21 protein-coding genes and 1 pseudogene are annotated in these 21,650 nt (G+C 62.8%); 12 read left to right on the top strand and 10 right to left on the bottom strand.

Going from position 1 to position 21,650, the window contains the following annotated elements; genetic code table 11:
* Nucleotides 1-191 precede the first annotated feature (191 nt).
* Nucleotides 192-1,274 carry a BMP family ABC transporter substrate-binding protein gene (locus ACM6IP_RS10640; protein ID WP_095170220.1) on the top strand — a complete coding sequence of 361 codons (1,083 nt, stop codon included), beginning with the start codon at nucleotides 192-194 and terminating at the stop codon, nucleotides 1,272-1,274.
* A 128-nt stretch (nucleotides 1,275-1,402) separates the two neighbouring features.
* The gene (locus tag ACM6IP_RS10635) at nucleotides 1,403-2,356 is read left to right on the top strand and encodes an adenosine deaminase (protein ID WP_159993607.1); all 954 of its coding nucleotides are present in this window, start codon (nucleotides 1,403-1,405) and stop codon (nucleotides 2,354-2,356) included.
* Nucleotides 2,357-2,392: 36 nt separating this feature from the next.
* Here the strand turns inward: ACM6IP_RS10635 and ACM6IP_RS10630 are convergent, their stop codons facing one another.
* The 3 genes from ACM6IP_RS10630 to ACM6IP_RS10620 form a co-directional block, all read right to left on the bottom strand.
* Complete coding sequence (locus ACM6IP_RS10630; protein WP_414861460.1) at nucleotides 2,393-3,766, bottom strand: MFS transporter; 1,374 nt, start codon at nucleotides 3,764-3,766, stop codon at nucleotides 2,393-2,395.
* A gap of 134 nt (nucleotides 3,767-3,900) precedes the next feature.
* Complete coding sequence (locus ACM6IP_RS10625) at nucleotides 3,901-4,635, bottom strand: ArsR/SmtB family transcription factor (protein WP_095170217.1); 735 nt, start codon at nucleotides 4,633-4,635, stop codon at nucleotides 3,901-3,903.
* Between the two features lie 306 nt (nucleotides 4,636-4,941).
* Nucleotides 4,942-5,871 carry a LysR family transcriptional regulator gene (locus ACM6IP_RS10620; protein WP_159993603.1) on the bottom strand — a complete coding sequence of 310 codons (930 nt, stop codon included), beginning with the start codon at nucleotides 5,869-5,871 and terminating at the stop codon, nucleotides 4,942-4,944.
* 117 nt (nucleotides 5,872-5,988) lie between these two features.
* Here ACM6IP_RS10620 and ACM6IP_RS10615 point away from each other — a divergent pair, with 117 nt between their 5' ends.
* Nucleotides 5,989-7,002, top strand: coding sequence for a zinc-binding alcohol dehydrogenase family protein (locus ACM6IP_RS10615; protein ID WP_414861459.1), 1,014 nt, complete (start codon nucleotides 5,989-5,991; stop codon nucleotides 7,000-7,002).
* A gap of 146 nt (nucleotides 7,003-7,148) precedes the next feature.
* A complete protein-coding gene (locus ACM6IP_RS10610) occupies nucleotides 7,149-7,319 on the top strand; it encodes a hypothetical protein (RefSeq protein WP_174244562.1) in 171 nt (56 codons plus the stop codon).
* A 1-nt stretch (nucleotide 7,320) separates the two neighbouring features.
* Here the strand turns inward: ACM6IP_RS10610 and ACM6IP_RS10605 are convergent, their stop codons facing one another.
* Nucleotides 7,321-8,514: a Bcr/CflA family multidrug efflux MFS transporter gene (locus ACM6IP_RS10605; protein ID WP_095170214.1), complete on the bottom strand. Its 1,194-nt coding sequence runs from the start codon at nucleotides 8,512-8,514 to the stop codon at nucleotides 7,321-7,323.
* A 90-nt stretch (nucleotides 8,515-8,604) separates the two neighbouring features.
* Complete coding sequence (locus tag ACM6IP_RS10600) at nucleotides 8,605-8,805, bottom strand: heavy-metal-associated domain-containing protein (RefSeq protein ID WP_095170213.1); 201 nt, start codon at nucleotides 8,803-8,805, stop codon at nucleotides 8,605-8,607.
* A 146-nt stretch (nucleotides 8,806-8,951) separates the two neighbouring features.
* Here ACM6IP_RS10600 and ACM6IP_RS10595 point away from each other — a divergent pair, with 146 nt between their 5' ends.
* From ACM6IP_RS10595 to cueR, 3 genes are all read left to right on the top strand, one after another.
* Nucleotides 8,952-9,329 carry a hypothetical protein gene (locus ACM6IP_RS10595; protein ID WP_159993597.1) on the top strand — a complete coding sequence of 126 codons (378 nt, stop codon included), beginning with the start codon at nucleotides 8,952-8,954 and terminating at the stop codon, nucleotides 9,327-9,329.
* Between the two features lie 108 nt (nucleotides 9,330-9,437).
* A complete protein-coding gene (locus ACM6IP_RS10590) occupies nucleotides 9,438-11,834 on the top strand; it encodes a heavy metal translocating P-type ATPase (protein ID WP_320333572.1) in 2,397 nt (798 codons plus the stop codon).
* Nucleotides 11,831-12,244, top strand: a complete 414-nt coding sequence (gene cueR / locus ACM6IP_RS10585; RefSeq protein ID WP_095170210.1) for a Cu(I)-responsive transcriptional regulator — start codon at nucleotides 11,831-11,833, stop codon at nucleotides 12,242-12,244. Before ACM6IP_RS10590 ends, cueR begins: the two co-directional genes overlap by 4 nt.
* A 54-nt stretch (nucleotides 12,245-12,298) precedes the next feature.
* Here cueR and ACM6IP_RS10580 read toward each other — a convergent pair whose 3' ends face one another.
* Nucleotides 12,299-13,192 (bottom strand): PA4780 family RIO1-like protein kinase, encoded by an 894-nt coding sequence (locus tag ACM6IP_RS10580; protein ID WP_095170209.1) that lies wholly within the window; start codon nucleotides 13,190-13,192, stop codon nucleotides 12,299-12,301.
* A 346-nt stretch (nucleotides 13,193-13,538) separates the two neighbouring features.
* Here ACM6IP_RS10580 and ACM6IP_RS10575 point away from each other — a divergent pair.
* Nucleotides 13,539-14,627: pseudogene (locus ACM6IP_RS10575) on the top strand (cache domain-containing protein); the annotation flags it as partial.
* 90 nt (nucleotides 14,628-14,717) lie between these two features.
* Complete coding sequence (locus tag ACM6IP_RS10570) at nucleotides 14,718-15,485, top strand: methyl-accepting chemotaxis protein (protein WP_371917605.1); 768 nt, start codon at nucleotides 14,718-14,720, stop codon at nucleotides 15,483-15,485.
* Between the two features lie 18 nt (nucleotides 15,486-15,503).
* Here ACM6IP_RS10570 and ACM6IP_RS10565 read toward each other — a convergent pair whose 3' ends face one another.
* Nucleotides 15,504-16,781 (bottom strand): acetyl-CoA C-acetyltransferase, encoded by a 1,278-nt coding sequence (locus ACM6IP_RS10565; RefSeq protein ID WP_414861458.1) that lies wholly within the window; start codon nucleotides 16,779-16,781, stop codon nucleotides 15,504-15,506.
* 118 nt (nucleotides 16,782-16,899) lie between these two features.
* On the opposite strand from ACM6IP_RS10565, the gene ACM6IP_RS10560 reads away from it, so the two are divergent.
* Nucleotides 16,900-18,252 carry a 3-oxoacyl-ACP reductase gene (locus tag ACM6IP_RS10560; protein ID WP_414861457.1) on the top strand — a complete coding sequence of 451 codons (1,353 nt, stop codon included), beginning with the start codon at nucleotides 16,900-16,902 and terminating at the stop codon, nucleotides 18,250-18,252.
* Nucleotides 18,253-18,254: 2 nt separating this feature from the next.
* Complete coding sequence (locus ACM6IP_RS10555; protein ID WP_414861456.1) at nucleotides 18,255-19,109, top strand: MaoC family dehydratase; 855 nt, start codon at nucleotides 18,255-18,257, stop codon at nucleotides 19,107-19,109.
* A gap of 4 nt (nucleotides 19,110-19,113) precedes the next feature.
* Here ACM6IP_RS10555 and ACM6IP_RS10550 read toward each other — a convergent pair whose 3' ends face one another.
* From ACM6IP_RS10550 to ACM6IP_RS10540, 3 genes are all read right to left on the bottom strand, one after another.
* Complete coding sequence (locus ACM6IP_RS10550) at nucleotides 19,114-19,563, bottom strand: DMT family transporter (RefSeq protein WP_095170204.1); 450 nt, start codon at nucleotides 19,561-19,563, stop codon at nucleotides 19,114-19,116.
* A 101-nt stretch (nucleotides 19,564-19,664) separates the two neighbouring features.
* Nucleotides 19,665-20,084: a response regulator gene (locus ACM6IP_RS10545; RefSeq protein WP_414861455.1), complete on the bottom strand. Its 420-nt coding sequence runs from the start codon at nucleotides 20,082-20,084 to the stop codon at nucleotides 19,665-19,667.
* 64 nt (nucleotides 20,085-20,148) lie between these two features.
* Nucleotides 20,149-20,361 carry a Flp family type IVb pilin gene (locus tag ACM6IP_RS10540; RefSeq protein ID WP_414861454.1) on the bottom strand — a complete coding sequence of 71 codons (213 nt, stop codon included), beginning with the start codon at nucleotides 20,359-20,361 and terminating at the stop codon, nucleotides 20,149-20,151.
* 329 nt (nucleotides 20,362-20,690) lie between these two features.
* Here ACM6IP_RS10540 and cpaB point away from each other — a divergent pair, with 329 nt between their 5' ends.
* Nucleotides 20,691-21,650, top strand: a complete 960-nt coding sequence (cpaB, locus tag ACM6IP_RS10535) for a Flp pilus assembly protein CpaB (RefSeq protein ID WP_414861453.1) — start codon at nucleotides 20,691-20,693, stop codon at nucleotides 21,648-21,650.

Here is a 21,650-nt window from a genome sequence, read left to right as displayed (position 1 = left end):
AGCGCACCGTTGCATGGCAGTTGGTGCGCGGGGCGCACTTTTTTGGCCTTCCCGACACCTGCACGATGATTAACCCGTAGGAGCAAGGCTTGCCCGCGATGGGTTGTGCCGGGTTGGACGGCATTAGTTGTCCTGTTGGTCAGTAATTTGCATTGACCTGGCCAACCCCAAAACACCCTGGAGCTCCATTCATGCACAAACGTCCGTTGCACACGCTGCTTTGCGCCGTCGTCACCGCCCTTGGTCTGGGCGCCAGCCTGACCGCCAGTGCGGCCGATCCGCTGAAAGTTGGCTTCGTCTACATCGGCCCGATCGGCGATCACGGCTGGACCTATCAGCATGAGCAGGGGCGCAAGGCGCTGGTGGAGAAATTCGGCGAACAGATCAGCACCCGCTACGTGGAGAACGTCGCCGAAGGTGCGGACGCCGAGCGGGTGATCCGCAACATGGCCAAGGAGCAATACGACCTGATCTTCACCACCTCCTTCGGCTACATGAACCCGACCCTGAAAGTCGCCCGGCAATTTCCCCAGGTGACGTTCGAACACGCCACCGGCTACAAGCAGGACAAGAACCTCGGCACCTACCTGGCCCGTACTTATGAGGGACGCTACGTCGGCGGTTTTCTCGCAGCGAAGATGACCAAGAGCAAAAAGATCGGCTACGTCGCCTCCTTCCCGATCCCCGAGGTCATTCGCGACATCAACGCCATCCAACTGGCCCTGAACAAATACAACCCCGGCACCGAGATCAAAGTGGTGTGGGTCAATTCCTGGTTCGATCCGGGCAAGGAAGCCGACGCCGCCAACGCCCTGATCGACCAGGGCGTCGACGTGGTGTTCCAGCACACCGACAGCCCGGCGCCGATCCAGGCCGCCGAACGGCGCGGTGTGTATGCCGTGGGCTACGCCTCGGACATGGCCCACTTCGGCCCCAAAGCGGTGCTCACCTCGATCGTCAACGACTGGGGCCCGCACTACATCCAGGCCACGCAAAGCGTCATCGATCACAGCTGGAAGTCCCAGGATTACTGGGGTGGACTGAAAGAGGGCACCGTTCAACTGCCGATCAGCGACCTGGTGCCCGCAGCAGTGAAAAGCGAAGCCGAGCAGATCATCGCCGACATCAAGAGCGGCGCGTTCCATCCATTCACCGGTCCGATCAAAGACCAGGCCGGCAGCGAAAAAATCCCGGCGGGCGCAAGCGCGAGCAATGCCGAACTGGCGTCGATGAACTACTACGTCGAAGGCATGCAGGCCGAGATGCCGAAGTAACCCCTCGCCCCCTGTGGGAGCAAGCGTGCTGCCACAGGTCCCGGGCTGAACCGCTTGGTCAGGTTTTACTCAATGTTTGCACGGGCATCTGTAGAATGCGCGCCATAAGCACCTGATGAGAACCGCACATGTACGATTGGCTGAACGCCCTGCCCAAGGCTGAACTGCACCTGCACCTGGAGGGCTCGCTGGAGCCCGAGTTGCTGTTCGCCCTGGCCGAACGCAACAAGATCGCCCTGCCCTGGGACGACGTCGAGACCCTGCGCAAGGCCTATGCCTTCAACAACCTGCAAGAGTTCCTCGACCTGTATTACCAGGGCGCCGATGTGCTGCGCACCTCGCAGGACTTCTACGACCTGACCTGGGCCTACCTGTTGCGCTGCAAGGCGCAGAACGTGATTCACACCGAACCCTTCTTCGACCCGCAGACCCACACCGACCGCGGTGTGCCCTTCGAAGTGGTACTGAACGGGATCGCCAGCGCGCTGAAAGACGGCGAGCAGCAACTGGGCATCACCAGCGGCCTGATCCTCAGCTTCCTGCGCCACCTGAGCGAAGAAGAAGCCGAGAAAACCCTGACCCAGGCGCTGCCATTCCGTGACGCGTTTGTCGCTGTCGGCCTCGACAGTTCCGAGATGGGCCACCCGCCGAGCAAGTTCCAGCGAGTGTTCGACCGTGCTCGTCACGAAGGTTTCCTGACCGTCGCCCACGCCGGTGAAGAAGGCCCGCCGGAGTACATCTGGGAAGCCATCGACCTGCTGAAGATCCAGCGCATCGACCATGGCGTGCGCGCTATCGAAGACGAGCGCCTGATGCAGCGGATTATCGATGAGCAGATTCCGTTGACCGTCTGCCCACTGTCCAACACCAAGCTGTGCGTGTTTGACCACATGTCCCAGCACAACATCCTCGACATGCTCGAGCGTGGGGTGAAGGTCACGGTGAACTCCGATGACCCGGCGTACTTTGGCGGTTATGTGACCGAGAACTTCCACGCGTTGTACACCGACCTGGGCATGACCCAGGACCAGGCTAAACGCCTGGCGCAGAACAGCCTGGATGCCCGCCTGGTAAAACCCTGAATACAAAGGATCGCAGCCTGCGCGGCTGCGATCTTTTCAGACGGCCTCGGTCAACTCCTCCAGGGTCTTGCCCCGCGTCTCCATCCCGAACAACCAGACCACCACTGCGGCAATCGCGAAGCACATCGCGCCCAACGCAAAGACTCCGCCCTGCCCGGTGATCGGGAACACCAACCCTGTCACCAACGGTCCCAGCAACGAACCCACGCGGCCAATCGCCGAGGCAAATCCGGACCCCGTGGCCCGCGCTGAAGTCGGGTACAGCTCCGGGGTATAGGTGTAGAGCACCGCCCACATGCCGAACAGGAAGAACTGCATCAACAGCCCCGAGCCGATCAGCAGGCTGACGTTGCCGCCAAACACCGCGCTTTGCCCATACAAAAACGCCATCACCCCACCGCCCAGCAACGTGATGACGCACACCGGCTTGCGCCCCCAGCGCTCCACCAACCAGGCCGCCATGAGGAACCCGGGAATCCCGCCGAGGGAAATCAGCACCGTGTAATACACCGACTGGGTCACGGCAAACCCGGATTGTTGCAGCAGCGCGCTGAGCCAGGACGTCAGGCCGTAGAAACCGAGCAGGGCAAAGAACCAGACACTCCAGATCATCATGGTGCGCTGGCGATACAGCGGCGACCAGATTTGCCGCAAGGCGCTAAAGAAGTTGCCGGGACGGTGCTCGGCCCTGGGCAGGCGAATCGGCGTCGGCAGATCGGCGTGTCCCAGGGAGGCCCGGACCTTGTCCTCGATTCGCAGCAGGACCTTGTCGGCGGCAGCATTGTGCCCCGCCTGCTCCAGCCAGCGCGGTGATTCGGGAATGAAGAAACGGATCGCCAGCACGAACACCGCCGGTACCGCCAGCACCAGGAAGATGTCGCGCCAGCCGATCACGGGCAACAGGAAATACGACAACACCCCCGCCGCGACAAACCCCAGCGGCCAGAAGCCATCCATCAAGGCGATGTAACGCCCACGCCGCTGGGCCGGAATCAGCTCGGACAACATCGACTGGGCAATCGGAAACTCCATGCCCATGCCAATCCCCAGCAGGATACGAAACAAGGTCAGGGTCTCGACGGTTTGCGCCGTGGAACACAGGTAGCTGGCGATCCCCCATAACACGATGCTCCACTGGAACACCGGCTTGCGCCCGAAACGGTCCGCCAGCATGCCGGACAACGATGCCCCCAGGACCATGCCGAAGAAGCTCGAACTGGCCAGTAACCCGGCCTGTGCCGTGCTCAAGCCGAACTCGGCTTTGATCGAGCCCAGGAGGAAAGTCATCATGGCCAGGTCCATGGAGTCGAAGAAAAACGCCAGGGCAATGATGATGAAAATGACTCGGTGATACCCACTGATGGGTAACCGTTCCAGACGTTCTGCCGCACTGTAGCCTTGTGTATCCATGCCACGTCCCCCGATCCGATAATCCGCGGATCGAGTGTGCGCGAACGCCGGGGTGGAAGATTGCTGGATACGACCTGGCAACAGCCCTGAGCGACGTCTGAACCGGCGGCTGCAGACGTCGATCGCAACGGCGATTAAAGGGCCATTTCCAGCTCAGGCACTTTGCCGAACAGTTCCAGTTCCCGGACACCGGTCGGGGACACCTGCAAGGCCCGTGAATCGCCGGACACACTCAGCCAGCCGGACTGGATGAACAACTGCAACAACGCGGCCCCCAATGTGCCCCCCAGGTGCGGTCGACGCTCGCTCCAGTCGGGGCAGGCACAGGCCACTTGCGAGTTGCTATGGGCCAATGCCTGGACGAAGACCCCATGGCTGGCCAGTTGAATGGCGCCCTTGTGGGTCACCATGATGCGTTTGTCCAATTGCTCGATCCATCCCGCATCCAGCAGGCGCTGAAACAGATCAGCCGCCAGGGTACCGCCCAAGTGCTCCTCGCAGAGGCGGGCCCGCAGCAGCGACGACGGGGCTGCCTGGATCTTGGCCAGCGCGCTGGTACGCTTGAATACCTGGGCAATGTTGCCCGGCGAACTGGCGAGGGTGGCACTGGCCAACGCCTCGACCGCCGCCCCGACTTCCGGCGCGGCCAGTCGGTAGAACCGCTTGCGTCCACGCTCCTCGATCTTCAACAGTCCACCGCTGAACAAACGCCCGAGATGGGCGTTGGCCGAGGACGGCGACAAACCGGCCAGCAATGCCAGTTCCTCCGATTGCCGGGCAATCCCATCCATCAAGGCCCACATCATCGCGCTACGCTTCGGGTCAGCCAGTAGTGTGGCGATCTGACTGATGCAAGGTGCATGTTCCATGTATTCACTCCCTGTTGAATCATTTGTCTACTGCTCGGGGGACATCTTGATCAGTAATAGAATGCCGGCCAAGGCGTGATAACCGCCAAAAACCGGGCTAAAAAATCAGTTAACGCGACAAACTTCTTCGAAATCCTCAATCCATCCCAGTGATTTTCTGCTGCGCAAACCGGGGGATCGAGCAAGGCTGCCTGGGTTCGCGACCCCAGGCGGGCGCTAGTATAAGCGTGATGAACGACGGTTCCTGCCCCGGGGAAACCGCCAAAGCTGATAGCTGCTGAGTGAAATTTCGCTATGTGAGTGCGATTAATGGCTCACGACAAATCTTGTCGAAAATTGACCACTCAAATGCTCACATCGACGCTTGAGCATTTCTTTTAGCAGGTTCACCGGCTTACTCAATTGGGCGCGATGAGCGCACAACAAATTCAGCGGTGCACGTTCTCCCTGCAGCTCCGGCAGCAACACCGTCAAGCGTCCGGCCAGCACATCGGCGGCCACGTCCAGCCAGGACTTGTAGGCAATCCCGGCCCCCGCCACCGCCCACAGGCGCACCACATCGGCGTCATCACTGAAACGATCGCCGCTGACCGTCAGGCTCACGTCCCGTTTGCCATCGTGAAAGCTCCAGTGGTCGTGTACCCGGCTGCCCAGCATGTACAGCAGGCAATTGTGCTGGGCCAGTTGCTCCAACTGGCGCGGTACGCCGCACCTCGCCAGGTATTGCGGGGCGGCACACAACACCCGGCGATTGTCCGGGGCAATGGGCAGCGCCACCAGGCTGGAGTCTTCCGGCTCGCCATAACGCAGGGCGATGTCCACTGGCTGGCGGAACAGGTCGGCGATCCGGTCGCCCAGCAGCAGGCGTACCGTGAGCAGAGGATGCTCACGCTGGAACTCGTCCAGCCACGGCAACAACAGATTGCGTCCAAAGTCCGAGGGGGCCGACAGTTGCAGGACCCCGCTGACCTGGTCCTGGCCGCGCGCCAGCAAACGCCGCCCTTCATCCAACTGGCCCAACGCCGCACGGGCATACACCAGGAACCCTTCGCCTTCTGCCGTCAGGCGCAGGCTGCGGGTGGAGCGCGCCAACAGCCGCGCACCCAGTTGCTGCTCGATCCGCTTCAACGCCGCGCTGGCCACCGCCGGCGACATGTCCATACCCCGCGCCGCCGCCGACAGGCTGCCCAGGTCAGCCGCCCGTACAAACAGCAGCAAGTCATCGAAACGCAGCATCGGCGCCCTCGCATTATCAAAAAACTATTGAAAGAGACTGTGCTTTTAGCGGGTTTTATCTTGCAGATAAATAGCCAATCATCTGCTGCATCCCAAGACCACCGAGCCCTACCGCCCATGAAAGCCATTGCCTACTACCACAGCCTGCCCATCAGCGACCCGAACGCCCTGCAGGACATCGAGCTGCCGGCACCCGTCGCCGGTCCCCGTGACTTGCTGGTGGAAGTCAAAGCCATTTCCGTCAACCCAGTGGACACCAAGGTCCGCCAGAACGTCGCACCTGAAGGCGGCGCCGCCAAAGTCCTGGGCTGGGATGTGGCCGGCGTGGTCAAGGCAGTCGGCACTGACGTGAGCCTGTTCAAGCCCGGTGACAAGGTCTACTACGCCGGCTCCATTGCCCGCGCCGGGGGCAACAGCGAGTTGCACGTGGTCGACGAACGGATTGTCGGGCACATGCCCAAGTCCCTGGGTTTTGCCCAAGCTGCGGCGCTGCCGCTGACGGCGATTACCGCCTGGGAACTGCTGTTCGAACGCCTGCAGGTGCGCGAGGGCAACACAGCCGAAGGACAAAGCCTGCTGATCGTCGGAGCTGCCGGAGGCGTAGGTTCGATCCTTACCCAACTCGCCAGCCGACTCACGGCCCTGAAGGTGATTGGCACCGCCTCACGCCCACAAACCCACGCCTGGGTAGAAAGCCTGGGCGCTGACCTGGTCATCGATCACCGCCTGCCGTTGAGCGAGGAACTCAAGCGCGTCGGCCAGCCCCAGGTCACGCATGTGGCGAGCCTGACCCAGACTGACCAGCACTTCGCCCAACTGGTGGAGGCCCTGGCGCCCCAAGGCAAGCTCGCGCTGATCGACGACCCCAAGGCGCTGGACATCACCCAGCTCAAGCGCAAGAGCCTGTCGCTGCACTGGGAGTTCATGTACACCCGGTCGCTGTTCGAGACCGCCGACATGCTGGAGCAGCATAAGCTGCTCAACCGGGTCGCCGCGTTGATCGACGACGGCACCTTGCAGACCACCGTCGGCGAGCACTTCGGCACCATCAATGCAGCCAACCTGCGCCGGGCCCATGAGTTGCTGGAGAGCGGCACCGCCAAGGGCAAGATTGTCCTCGAAGGTTTCTGAATGTGAAGGACTGGGCCCCGCGCGCGCGCGAATTTGCGCGCGGGGCGCCGTCAGTCAGAGAGTTGATCCGTGTCACAATTTTGCGTGAGTTCGAGACTACAATCGACAGCTCACGCAATGCTCTCTTTTACGCACGGAGGTCAGCAATGAAGATCCTGATAAAAGAACTGGCAAAATCCCGCTGGCAAGTACGCCTGGACAATCAGACCGTGAACTTCCGCTCCGAAGCCGAAGCCCGGGCTTTTACCTCGACCCTCGAGGCCCGCTTGCACGCCCCCCATTACCTCCCTGAACCCCAGCAACGAGCGGCCGGCTGACTCAAGCCTGGGCCTGCGCCGCCCGGACGACTTGCAGGCGACGGGTGAGCATCGCGACGCTCACCACCAGTATCCCGCACAGGCTGATGACCATCGCCATCGGCATGGCCGTGCCGTCGTGCAACACCCCCACCAACGCCGCTGCCCCGGCGGCGACACTGAACTGCAGGCAGCCGAGCATGGCCGAGGCACTGCCGGCGCGCGCGCCCTGCCCGTTCATGGCGCAGGCCGCGGCGTTGGGAATGATGCAGCCAAGGCTGGCAATACAAATGAACAGCGGAATCAGCAAGGGCCAGAGCTGCTCGGTGTGCAGCGTGCTGACCGCCAGCAGGGTCAGGCCCGCCGCCAGATAGACCCACACCGCGCGCGCCAGCAGGAACGCCGGCCCACGCTTGGACAGCAAGCGTGCATTGAGTTGCGCCACCAGGATGAAACCCGCCGCGTTGAGGCCGAACAGCCAACCGAAATGCTCCGGCGGTACGCCGTACAGCTTGATGAACACGAAGGGTGAGCCGGCGATGTAGGCAAACATCCCGGCGATCGCAACGCCCCCGGTCAGGGCGTGCCCAAGGAAGACCTTGTCCGCGAGCAACCGACCGTACTGGCGCAGCGCGCCCGACAATGGCTGGCGTGGTTGGTTGGCCGGCAGACTTTCCGGCAGGCCCATTGCCACCGCCAGGGCTGACAGGGCACTGAACGCGGTCAAGGCGATGAAGATCGACTGCCAGCCATGCAGGTTGACCAGCAGCCCCCCGAGCATCGGCGCGAGGATCGGGGCCAGGCCCATCACCAGCATCAATTGCGAAAAGACTTTCGCCGAGCCCACCGCATCACACTTGTCACTGACCACCGCACGGGAAATCACCATCCCGGCGCAACCGCCGAGGGCCTGCACGAAACGTGCGGCGATCAACCAATCCAGGCTCGGCGCGAAGGCACACGCCAGCGAAGCCAGGGTGAACAGGGTCACGCCCACCAGCAGCGGAATACGTCGACCGAAACGATCGGCCACCGGCCCATAGGCCAACTGTCCCAGCGACAAGCCGAGGAAGTACGCGGCCAGAGTCATCTGCACGTGTTTTTCGTCGGTGCCGAACGCGGCGGCCATGGCCGGAAAGGCGGGCAGGTAGAAATCGATGGCCAGCGGCCCAAAAGCGCTCAAGGCGCCAAGAATCAGAATGGTACGGAAATTCATCAGGCGTCCAGCTCACATCAGTCGGCAGCCCGACAGTCTAGCCGCGCTTGGACGCCTTGAACATTCCGATAGGTCGCTAACTAATATTTTTCATCCTGCCAGTTTGACCGCGTACCCTTCCTCGCTGATCGCACTGATCACCTGCTCGGCCGACAAGCCGCTTTCCACACCCACTTCCTTCGCCGCCAGGTCGACCCGCACACTGGCCGCCGGATCCTTGGCCTGCAGGGCCTGGGTAATCGTGCGGACACAGTGACCGCACGACATACCTTGAACGTTGAATACTTGCATGGGGCATCTCCTTTGATGGGGTTGGCAGCAGTCTTGAGCTTGCCACCGTGGCAAGGTCAAGTTCCGCGATGAACGGCCGGGCTGGCATTGCACCGCATGCTCGGTCAAGCTTGGCCATCCATGACATACAAGCAGGAGACTCAGCCATGCGCTGGCACGCTTTCAGCCTACTGGGCATGCTCAGTCTTTGCGCCACCGCCTCGCCGGCCAGTGCGCAAGACTACGGGGTACTGATCATTTCGCGCGAGCGCCTGGAAGTCGCGACCTCGTGCGAAATCGGTGTGTACATCCAGGACCAGCTGTCCGCGCGGCTGTTCCAGGAGCAAAGCACCTCGTTCAACCTGCCGCCCGGGACCTTCTCCCTGCGCCTGAAACTGCTGCCTGGCCAAGTGCCCGGCTGCAACCCCGGGATGCTCGCGCCCGGTTCGCAGAACATCACCCTGCGCGCCGGAGATATCCACAAGTACCGCGTCGCCATGAACGCCCAGGGCATGTACCTGAAGCCGGCGACATTGGGTTATTGACTCCCGCTACCCGCCGACCTGTGGGGTGTGGCGTTTTGCACATGGCGCTTGACCTTGCCAGCATGGCAAGGTTGAACCTGTAGGTCATTTCTACAGGGAGTAAGACCGATGTCCGATTCCACCACCTTCGATCTGCCGATTGCCGGCATGACCTGCGCCAGTTGCGCCGGGCGTGTCGAGCGGGCGCTGAGTAAAGTCGTGGGCGCCACCTCTGTCAGCGTCAACCTGGCGACCGAACAGGCGCGTGTCCAGGCCCCGCGCGACAGCTTGCCGGCCTTGATGCAGGCCGTGCAGCAAGCCGGCTACAGCGTTCCCGCCCAGAGCCTGGAACTGAGCATCGGCGGCATGACGTGCGCCTCGTGCGCCGGTCGCGTCGAGCGCGCGTTGAACAAGGTGGCCGGGGTCAAGAGCGTCAGCGTCAACCTGGCCAGCGAGCGGGCACACCTGGAGTTGCTCGGCCAGATCGACCCGCAGGTGCTGATCAATGCGGTGACCAAGGCCGGTTACAGCGCCAGCGTCTGGCAAGCCGAGCAACGCTCCAATGACGACCAGCAACAGCGCCTGCAACGTGAGCGCTGGAGCGTCCTGCTGGCCGTGCTCCTGGCGTTGCCACTGGTGCTGCCGATGCTGGTGCAACCCTTCGGCCTGCACTGGATGCTCCCGGCCTGGGTGCAGTTCATCCTGGCCACTCCGGTGCAGTTCATCTTCGGTGCGCGTTTTTATGTCGCCGCCTGGAAAGCCGTGCGCGCCGGTGCCGGCAACATGGACTTGCTGGTCGCCCTGGGCACCAGCGCCGGGTATGGCTTGAGCATCTACCTGTGGGCGACCGCCAGCGCGGGCACCGAACCGCACCTGTACTTCGAGGCCTCAGCCGTAGTGATCGCCCTGGTCCTGCTCGGCAAGTACCTGGAAAGCCGCGCCAAACGCCAGACCGCCAGCGCCATTCGGGCCCTTGAAGCCTTGCGTCCGGAGCGGGCGATCCAGGTGATCGACGGCCGCGAACAGGACGTTGCCATCAGTGCCTTGCGCCTCGGTGACCTGGTGCTGGTCAAGCCCGGCGAACGGTTCCCGGTGGACGGTGAGGTGGTCGAAGGCCAGAGCCACGCCGACGAAGCCCTGATCAGCGGTGAAAGCCTGCCGGTGCCCAAGCAGCCCGGCGACAGCGTCACCGGCGGCGCCATCAACGGCGAAGGCCGCCTGCTGGTACGGACCCTGGCCCTCGGGGCGGAAACCGTGCTGGCGCGGATCATCCGCCTGGTCGAAGACGCCCAGGCTGGCAAGGCGCCCATTCAAAAGCTGGTGGACAAGGTCAGCCAGGTGTTCGTGCCGGTGGTGCTACTGCTGGCCCTGGCCACCCTGATCGGTTGGTGGTTGTACGGTGCCCCTCTGGAAACCGCAGTCATCAACGCAGTGGCCGTGCTGGTGATCGCCTGTCCTTGTGCACTGGGCCTGGCCACACCTACCGCGATCATGGCCGGTACCGGCGTCGCTGCCCGCCACGGCATTCTGATCAAGGACGCCGAAGCCCTGGAGCGCGCCCACGAAGTCAGTGTGGTGGTATTCGACAAGACCGGCACGCTGACCTCCGGCACCCCGCGCATCGCCCACTTCAGCGCCGTCGACGGCAACGAAGCGACGCTGTTGCAACAAGCCGGCGCCCTGCAGCGCGGCAGTGAACACCCGCTGGCCAAGGCCGTGCTGGACGCCTGCGCCGAACGTGAGCTGGCCGTGGCCGACGTCACTGCCAGCCAGTCTCTGACCGGTCGCGGCATTGCCGGCACTCTGGACGGCCGGCAATTGGCCTTGGGCAATCGCCGCATGCTCGAGGAAAGCGGCTTGAACGCCGGGGCCCTGGCAGACTCGGCCACAGCCTGGGAAGCAGAAGGCCGGACCCTGTCCTGGCTGATCGAACAAAGCCCCGAGTTGCGGGTACTGGGCCTGTTCGCCTTTGGCGACACCCTCAAGCCCGGCGCCCTGCAAGCCATTGAGGAACTGAACAGCCAGCACATCGGCAGCCACCTGCTGACGGGCGACAACCGGGGTAGCGCCAAGGTGGTCGCCCAAGCCCTGGGCATCAGCAACGTGCACGCCGAAGTGCTCCCCGCGGAAAAAGCCTCGACCGTCACCGAACTGAAGAAAACCGGGGTGGTGGCGATGGTCGGCGACGGCATCAACGACGCTCCGGCACTGGCGGCGGCAGACATCGGCATAGCCATGGGCGGCGGCACCGACGTGGCCATGCACGCGGCCGGCATCACCCTGATGCGCGGCGACCCTCGGCTGGTGCCGGCAGCGCTGGAGATCAGCCGCAAGACCTATGCGAAGATCCGCCAGAACCTGTTCTGGGCCTTCGTCTATAACCTGATCGGGATCCCGCTGGCCGCATTCGGCTTGCTCAACCCGGTCATGGCCGGTGCGGCGATGGCCCTGTCCAGCGTCAGCGTGGTCAGCAACGCCCTGCTGCTCAAGACCTGGAAGCCGAAAAAACTGGAGGATCTGGAATGAACATTGGCCAAGCCGCCCGGCAAAGTGGCCTGAGCGCCAAGATGATTCGTTACTACGAGTCGATCGGCCTGCTCAAGCCGGCGCACCGCACCGACAGTGGCTACCGTCTGTATGGCGAGCAGGACCTGCACAGCCTGGCCTTCATCAAGCGCTCCCGTGACCTGGGCTTCTCGCTGGAGGAAGTCGGCAAGCTGTTGGCCCTGTGGCAGGATCGCCAACGGGCCAGCGCCGACGTCAAGGCCCTGGCCCGCCAGCACATCGACGAACTGAACCAGAAAATCCTTGAGCTGGGCCAGTTGCGCGACACCCTGCAGGACCTGGTGGAGCACTGCCAGGGCGATCACCGCCCGGACTGTCCGATCCTCAAGGAACTGGCGTCGGGCTGCTGCGCCAAACCCGCTCATAGCTGACCCTGTAGGCACCCACAAAAAACCCGGCCGAGGCCGGGTTTTTGCTGCACGCGGTTACTGCATCCAGGGCGGAGGCGGCTCTTCGGCTTTGCTCGGTGGCGCGTCGTCTGCGGCGCGGATCGCCTGGCGGCGCTCCTCGTCCAGGCGGGCGGCCTCGATCTCACGCATGATGCCGCCGACGTCCGCCAGCTCTTCCGGCTCGTCGAACTCGCCGGTCAGGATACTGGCCGGGTGCAAGGTCCCGGCTTCGTACAGGGCCCACATCTCCTTGGCGTAGCGGGTGCGCTTGAGCTCCGGGGCAAAGCGCCCGAAGTACGAGGCCATGTTGCCCACATCCCGCTCGAGCATGCTGAAGGCGTGGTTGTTGCCCGCCGCATCCACCGCTTGCGGCAGGTCGATGATCACCGGACCGTCCGGCGTCAGCAGCACGTTGAACTCCGACAGGTCACCGTGCACCAGACCGGTACACAACATCAGCACGATCTGGGAAATCAGGAAGGCGTGATATTCACGCGCCTGATCGGCATCCAGTACCACGTCGTTCAGGCGCGGAGCGGCATCGCCGAACTCGTCGGCCACCAGCTCCATCAGCAGCACGCCTTCCAGGAAGTCGAACGGCTTGGGCACCCGAACCCCGGCACCGGCCAGGCGGAACAACGCCGCCACTTCGGCGTTCTGCCAGGCATCCTCGGTTTCTTTTTTACCGAACTTGGAGCCCTTGGCCATGGCCCGGGCCTGTCGGCTGTTGCGCACCTTGCGGCCTTCCTGGTATTCGGCGGCCTGGCGGAAACTGCGTTTATTCGCCTCCTTGTAAACCTTGGCGCAACGTAATTCGTTGCCGCAGCGCACCACATAAACAGCTGCTTCTTTACCACTCATGAGTGGGCGCAGCACCTCGTCGACCAGACCGTCCTCGATCAGGGGTTCAATGCGTTTTGGAGTCTTCATCAGCTTTTATTGTGGGTCCTTTATTACCAAACACGCGAAAGTCATTCGTTATACGGCAATCCACTCACGGCGGGGAGGGGTTGCCGACCTATGAACCCTGTGGATGCACTCAATGTGCCAGATTTATCCACTCAATCCTGAGGACCGGGGCAGATCATAGCTCAGACTCTGACTTAGGTTAGCAGCCGGATTAGCAGGCATTTGCGACAGAGTGCGCAATCCAAGAGCCAGCACCATGTAGGTTTTTTTCCAATAAAACCTCAATTTCCCCCTCCAGCGGCCGAAGTCATCCATGACAAAAGGATTTGTCTGACAATCGGCCAATAAGAACAATTCTGGAGCGCGGATGAACATCAAACAAAAACTGACCTGGGCATTTGCAATCATTGCCTGCTTGCCCGTGGTCCTGGTTGCCACACTGGTGGTGATGAACCTGCGCAGTGATGCCAAGGACAGCTTTGTCGACAGCAGCGGTCGCGAGATCCGCCAGGTCAGCAACGCCATGCAAATGTTTTTCGACGGCATCAGCCAGAACGTCGACTACCTGGCCTCGCTACCGCTGATCAAGAACACCGACGCCAGCCTCAAGACCTACATGGCTGCCAACGCGGCGGACATCCCGCAGGGCGAGATGGACAAGCAAGTGTTCGCCCTCCTGCAGAACCTGGGCAACAGTCACCCGGCCTACGCCTATGCCATCGTCGGTACCAGCGCCGGCGGCTACGTGTCCTGGCCCGATGACGCCCAACTGACCAACTACGACCCGCGCCAGCGTCCCTGGTACAAGGCCGCCCAGGCCAACCCGGGCAAACCGCTGCGCACCGCGGCCTATTACTGGACCGATAACAACACCACCTACGTCAGCACCGTGCGCACCCTCGATAACCAGTTGGGGCCTAACGGTGGCGTGGTCAGTATCGACGTGACGCTGACCCAGCTCACCGAACTGGTCAAACAGATCAAGCTCGGCGAAACCGGCTACCTGATGCTGATGGAAAACAACGGCACCGTGCTGGTCGACCCGCAACGGCCCGAACACAACTTCAAGCCGTTGAACTCCCTGGGCGAGGGTTACGCGCAGCTGGCCAAGGCCGGCAAGGGCCTGGTGGAAGTCGAACTGAACGGCGAGCGCTACATGGCCAACGTCTGGCCGTCGGAGCAACTGGGCTGGACGTTCATCGGCCTGATCAAGCAAGCCGACGTCATGAGCGAGGCCACCCAGTTGACCTGGCTGATCGCAATCATCGCCGCAGTCCTGGCGGCGATCTTCGCCGTGGTCGGGGCCAGTTTCGCCAGCCTGATCGTACGGCCGATCCGCAGTGTCGCCAGTGGCCTGGAAGGCATCGCGCAAGGCGAAGGCGACCTGACCCAGAACCTGCAGGTCCGTGGCAGCGACGAAACCGCGCAACTGGCCAGTTGGTTCAACCAGTTCCTGGCAGCGATTCGCAGCCTGATCCAGCACATCGGCGGCGCCGCGACCAAGATCCTCGCCAACTCCCACAACGCCACCCAAGTGTCCGGCGAGATGGCAGAAGCCGCTGGGCGCCAGCGCGAAGCGGTGGACATGGTGTCCACGGCGTTCCATGAAATGGTCGCCACCGCCAACGAAGTCGCCCGCTCGTGCAGCCAGGCCGCCGATTCCGCGGACAACGGTCAACGCCAGGCCCACGAAGGCCAGCAACAGATCGACGCCGCCGTGAGCAGCGTCGACCGTTTGAGCCAGGAAATCGAGCAGTCGGCGTTATCGATGCAACAGCTGGAACGCGACAGCAATGACATCCAGTCGATTCTCGGCACCATTCGTTCCATCGCCGAGCAGACCAACCTGCTGGCCCTGAACGCGGCCATCGAAGCGGCACGCGCCGGTGAACAGGGTCGCGGCTTTGCCGTGGTGGCCGACGAAGTCCGCGCCCTGGCCAAACGCACCGCCGACTCCACGGCGGAAATCGACGGCCTGCTGGGCAACCTGGCCAAACGCACCAGCCAGGTGACCCAGCAAATGCACGCGAGCCTGCAAGTCTCGCAGCAGTCGGTAAGCCGCATTGGTGAGGCACGCAACAGCTTCGGGCAGATCCGCGAATCGGTGGACGTGATCCGCGACATGAACACCCAGATCGCCACCGCCGCCGAGGAACAACACCAGGTCGCCGAAGACATCAACCGGCACATCAGCCAGATCCATGGCGATGCGCAACTGGTGGCGGAACTGGCGAACTCGGCACGCCTGGACTCCCAGAGCCTGGCCGGGTTGTCCAATGAGCTGGATGGCTTGGTGCGAAGGTTCCGCACCTGATCAAAGGGCTGGGGGTGCCTAACGCTCGATAATTGCCGTCACTCCCTGCCCCCCGGCGGCGCAGATCGAGATCAGTCCGCGGCCCTGCCCCGCTACGTCCAGCAACTTGGCCAGGTTGGCGACGATGCGCCCACCCGTCGCCGCAAACGGATGGCCGGCGGCCAGGGAGCTGCCTTTGACGTTGAGTCGGCTGCGGTCGATCGAGCCCAATGCCCCGTCAATTCCCAGGCGGCTCTTGCAGTAGTCCTCGTCTTCCCAGGCCTTCAAGGTGCACAGCACTTGCGCGGCGAAGGCTTCGTGGATTTCGTAGTAGTCGAAGTCCTGCAGAGTCAGGCCGTTGCGCGCCAGCAGACGCGGTACGGCATACACAGGGGCCATCAACAGCCCCTCTGCGCCGTTGACGAAGTCCACCGCCGCCGCTTCGCCATCGCGCAGATACGCCAGGACTGGCAGGCCACGCTCTTGCGCCCAGGCTTCACTGCCCAGCAGCACCAGGGAGGCGCCATCGGTCAGTGGCGTCGAGTTACCCGCCGTGAGTGTGCCCTTGCCAGTCTTGTCGAAAGCCGGTTTGAGCGCCGCCAGTTTTTCCAGGGTCAGGTCCGCACGCAGGTTGTTGTCACGGGTCAGGCCGAGGAAAGGTGTCATCAGGTCGTTGTGCCAACCTTCGGCATAGGCGGCGGCCATTTTCTGATGACTTTCCAGCGCCAGTTGATCCTGTTCGGCCCGGGGAATATTCCAGGTTTGCGCCATCAACTCGCAGTGCTGGCCCATGGACAAGCCGGTGCGCGGTTCACCGTTGCGCGGCAGCTCGGGCAGCAAATGCCGGGGACGCAACTGCAGGAAGGTCTTGAGTTTATCGGCAGTGGTCTTGGCGCGATTGGCTTGCAGGAGAATCTTGCGCAAGCCTTCGTTGACCCCGATCGGCGCGTCCGACGTAGTGTCGACGCCGCCGGCAATACCGCAATCGATCTGCCCCAGGGCTATCTTGTTCGCCACCAGCAACGCCGCTTCCAGCCCCGTGCCGCAGGCCTGCTGAATGTCGTAGGCCGGGGTGGTCGGCGACAGCCGTGAGCCGAGTACGCACTCGCGGGTCAGGTTGAAGTCCCGGGAATGCTTGAGCACCGCCCCCGCCGCCACTTCGCCCAGGCGCAGGCCGTGCAGGTTGTAGCGCTCGATCAGACCCTCGAGCGCGGCCGTCAGCATCGCCTGGTTGCTGGCGGTGGCATAGGGGCCATTGGAGCGAGCGAAGGGGATGCGATTTGCGCCTATGATCGCGACGCGGCGCAGCTGAGTCATGAAAAGCTCCTATTCTGTGAAAGCCATGACCCACAAGCGTAGGCCTTATCTCGCGGATCGAACGACTGATGACGATTCGTGGTCCACACTTTGAACCCCAACCGCTGGAGCGCGTTCCATGTCAGACCGCTATATCGACTTCGCCAACTCGTCCCTCGGCCACCGCGTGGTCGGCGCCCTTGGCCTGCCGTCGCCGGTCCGCCTGGAACGCTGGGAAGCCGGTCGGCTGCGGCCGGTGGACGGCGCACTGCTGATCGGCGGCGGCCCGCTGGCCAGCAGGGTCCAGGCCTTCGCCAACAAACTGACTGAGCAGATCTACAGCTACGGCGCCGAACCGCTGGTGGCCCAGGCATGGATTCCCGGGCATGGGCCCAAGCTCAAGGCCGTGCTGTTCGATGCCAGCGACCTGCTGCAAACCGGCCAGCTCAAGCAGTTGCGCGAGTTCTTCCAGCCACTGCTGAAAAACCTCGACCACAGCGCCCACGTGGTGATCCTCGGGCGTGCTCCGCAGAGCCTCAGCGACCCCTTCGCCGCCAGTGCGCAACGGGCCCTGGAAGGTTTCAGCCGCTCCCTCGCCAAAGAGTTGCGCAGCGGCGGCACCTTGCAATTGCTCTATGTCGGCAGCGGTGCCGAAGAACAACTCGAAGGCGCGCTGCGGTTTTTCCTCTCGCCGAAAAGTGCCTACGTCAGCGGCCAGGTAGTGCGGCTCAACGCCTGCGCCAGCCAAGTCCAGGACTGGACCCGGCCACTGGCGGGACGCCGGGCCCTGGTCTCCGGTGCCGCGCGCGGCATCGGCGCGGCGATTGCCGAAACCCTGGCCCGCGATGGCGCCGAGGTCGTGCTGCTCGACGTGCCCCCAGCCAAGAGCGATCTCGAAGCCCTCGCCGCCCGCCTGGGAGGCAACAGCATCACCCTGGACATCTGTGCCGAAGATGCCGCTGCACGCCTGATCGAACAGTTGCCCCAGGGCATCGACATCGTGGTGCACAACGCAGGCATCACCCGCGACAAGACCCTGGCCAACATGACCCCGGAATTCTGGGATGCGGTGCTGGCCGTCAACCTCAATGCCCCGCAAGTGCTGACCCAGGCCCTGCTCGACAGCGGCACCCTGCAGGACCACGGCCGGGTGATCCTGCTGGCCTCGATCAGTGGCATCGCCGGTAACCGTGGCCAAACCAACTACGCCGCCAGCAAAGCCGGGCTGATCGGCCTGGCCCAGGCCTGGGCGCCGCTGCTCGGCGAGCGCGGGATCAGCATCAACGCCGTGGCGCCGGGGTTCATCGAAACCCAGATGACCGCACACATCCCCTTCGCCCTGCGCGAAGCCGGGCGGCGCATGAGTTCCCTGGGCCAGGGTGGCCTGCCCCAGGACGTCGCCGAAGCCGTGGCCTGGCTGGCCCAGCCCGGCAGTGGCGCGGTCAGCGGGCAAGCGCTGCGGGTTTGTGGCCAAAGTGTCCTGGGAGCCTGAGCATGACGACGAACTGGCAGGTTGTAGCGGGCACACCAAAGCTGCCCGAGCTGTATTGGCGGGCCGCGACGCGACGCAAGATCACCGGCAGCGTCCTGCCCGATGACGGTCTGCGCGCCTGGCTCAACGTCGACCCCCAGGCAGTGGCGGCCTACCGCAAGGTCTGTGGATTTACCGAGAACGGCTTGCTGCCGCCGACCTATCCCCATGTGCTGGCGTTCGGTCTGCAATTGCAGTTGCTCACCGCCCAGGCCTTCCCCTTCCCGCTATTGGGACTGGTCCACCTGGCCAACCGCATTCGCCTGCTGCGACCCCTGGGCGGGCTCAGTCGAGTCCGGGCCAGCGTCCACGTGCAGAACCTGCAACCCCACGCCAAGGGCGCGACGTTCGACCTGATCACCCGCCTGGACGATGCCCTGGGGCCGCTGTGGGAAGCCGAAAGCCGGATGCTGTGCAAAGGCGTGAAGCTTGCGGGCGAGTTGCCGGAACCCATCGCGCAGGACACCCAGGATATCGACGAGGTCAGCCGCTGGTGGGCGCCGACCGAAATTGGCCGGCAGTACGCCAAGGTCTCGGGAGACTACAACCCGATTCACCTGAGCGCACTGAGTGCCCGGCTCTTCGGTTTTCCCCAGGCGATCGCCCACGGGCTCTGGATCAAGGCGCGCACCCTGGCGGCGCTCAGTGGGCATCTGCCCAGCTCGAACCTGGAGATTGCGGTGCAGTTCAACAAACCGGTGCGCCTGCCCAGCGAGGTGATCCTGCTGGCCAGCGCGGCGGGCTCAAGTGGCGACTTGCAACTGAACGGCCACGGCGCGCTGCAGCATATGCACGGCCATTGGCAGCCGCTGGCCTGAGCGCTCAACCGCGCCGAATCAGGAACACCCCCGCCAGAATCAACACCAGCCCGGCAATCTTGCCGGCGCTGATGGGGGCCTCGCGAAACCCTGCCCAACCAAAATGATCCAGCGCCAGCGCCATGCCCAGTTGCCCGGCCAGGACCAGTGCCATGAACAGCATCGCGCCGATGCGCGGTCCGGCAAACGCGGCAGTGGTAATGAAGAACGCACCCAGCAAACCACCGCTCCAATGCCACCAGGTCAGGCTCTTGAGCGCTGCCAGGGTCGGGGTTTCACGCTGGATCAGCACCAGCATCAACAGCGCCATGGTGCCGACAAAAAACGAAATCAACGCGGCAGACAGCACACTGGAAACCTGCTTGGCCAACTGGCCGTTGATCCCGGCTTGCAGCGGCAGGAAGGCGCCTGCCACTAACGGCAGACAAAGTAACCACCAGACGGGGGCCGGCATGTAGATCTCCAAGGACTCGAATAGGTGCGCAGTATAGCGCCCCAAACAGCTGGCTTGAGTGTGTCTGGCAGTTAAGGGGCTGTCGCACTCTGGCGGCGGATTCAGCTAATGCGCGCTGTGCCGGCAGGAGCCGCTTGTGGGAACAGATTGTCCAGGGTATCCAGCAGGCGTTGGTGATAGATCGGTTTGCGGAACAGATCCAGCACTTGCAAGCGCAACAGGTCGCTGACATCGGCCATGTCGGCATGACCCGAGATGACGATCACCGGCAGGTGCTGACGGGCAGTGTGTTCGCGCAGGCGACGGATCAGCGACAGGCCGCTTTCGTCGGGCATGCGCAAGTCGGTGATGACCAGCGCGATATCGGGATGGCGAGTGAGCTGCTGCAAGGCAAGTTTGACCGTGGTTGCGGTGAAACAACAAAAACCCTCGAGCTCCAGCAGTTCGGCAAGCTCCAGGAGCGCATCCTCTTCATCGTCCACCAGAAGCAACTGTTGACGCGGGGAAGAAGACGCACTCATGGGTGATTCCTGTGACAGTGTTGATGACTGAAAAACACACTGCAGTTGAGCGGCTCTATCAGGGTTAATCAGGATCTGCCGGAGCTGCCGGAAGCTGCTCGGCGAGCCCCTCCGCAACCTTAGTAAAAGTACCAGTAATCGACCCACTGATTTGCGGTACAAACACAATCACCACCAACGCCACCATCGCCACAATCAGCGCGTACTCAATCGCTGAAGCCCCCTCGGTTCTACGAAAAAAACGACGTGTTTTAACGATCAGTTTCTGAAGGAACATAAGACTTCTCCTTGGCGCTCGGGGCGCTGATGTAGCAGGGCTGCAACATGATTGCTCTCTGCCAGCAGAGCATTGTCAACAAGCTCCACCCCAACAAGTGTAAGAAGCAACTAATCAGAAAGTATTAACACTAACTTTGTTGGAAAAAAAAGGCCGTATTTACAGGCACTTCCTCATTTTATGGGCTATTTAGTTATGCGTAATGGCATTTTGGATTAGCTGCACTACCTTCAAATAGCCAAATCGTTGAATGTTCATAGCTGCCTGATTGCGAAGTGATCTCGTTGACCTGAACGAGCCGGTATTGCAGCAGGAAAGGGAGAGCCGTCATGAACAGTCGTATCACTATGGGCCTGGCTGGGCTTCTCTTGGTCGCAGCCATCATCGTCGGATATTGGGGGCTGGTCTTGAGTCGCCAATCTGTCCCTGCTGCACCCTCGGCCAGTCCTGCCGTAGCTCTCGCCACACCCAGCGTCATGGAAAAAACCGTCGCCCAGGCCCAAGAGCAGACTCGCCACCCCGTAGTGGTGTTGGTGCGCGATGTGCCGCCGTTCACTGCGCTGACTGCCGCCGACCTCGCACTAGAGCAACTGCGCAGCGCTCCCGCTGGCAGCTTGAACAGCCTCGACCAGGCCATTGGCCGAACCCCATGGCGCCCCTTGAGTGCGGGCACCTGGTTGAACCAGGAAAGCTTCGAGGCCGGCGGCCCGCTGGCGCGCATGATCCACCCCGATGAACGTGCACTGGCCGTCGCCGTGGACGAAGTAGTCGGCGCTGCCGGGCAACTGCTACCTGGCGACTATGTCGACGTCCTGCTGTACCTGCGCCAGGACCAGAGCAACGCGCAACAGACAGCGCAGATCGTAATACCGGCGATGCGCGTACTGGGTGTCGGCGAACAGTTCGGCCTGACCAATGACGGCAAGCCTGCCACCCCCGCCGCCAGCCCCGAGGAGAAGCTCAAGCAAGATCAACGTCGGCTTGGCGCACGCACAATTGTGCTGGCGGTCCCTGAACAATTACTGAGCCGCCTGATGCTGGCGACGCAGGCCGGCACCCTGCGCCTGGCCGTACGCAGCAACGAAGAACAGCGCTTGGCCAAGTATTGGGCCGGCGAAACCGATTCGGCCGCCAACCTGCAGACCAGCAACCGCCAGCTATTCCAGTTCAACCAACTGGCACTGGGCGAAGCCCCGGTAAACCTCCCTGCCGGCAATAAACAAACGCCGATGCCTCGGCGCGCGATCGAGGTCATCCGTGGCAACCAGGTGACCCAACAAAACCCCTGA

Source organism: Pseudomonas sp. IT-P176, assembly GCF_949767245.1.
Classification (GTDB): domain Bacteria; phylum Pseudomonadota; class Gammaproteobacteria; order Pseudomonadales; family Pseudomonadaceae; genus Aquipseudomonas.
The sequence above is the reverse complement of the archived record's forward strand: the minus strand, read 5'-3'. Positions and strand labels throughout refer to the sequence as shown.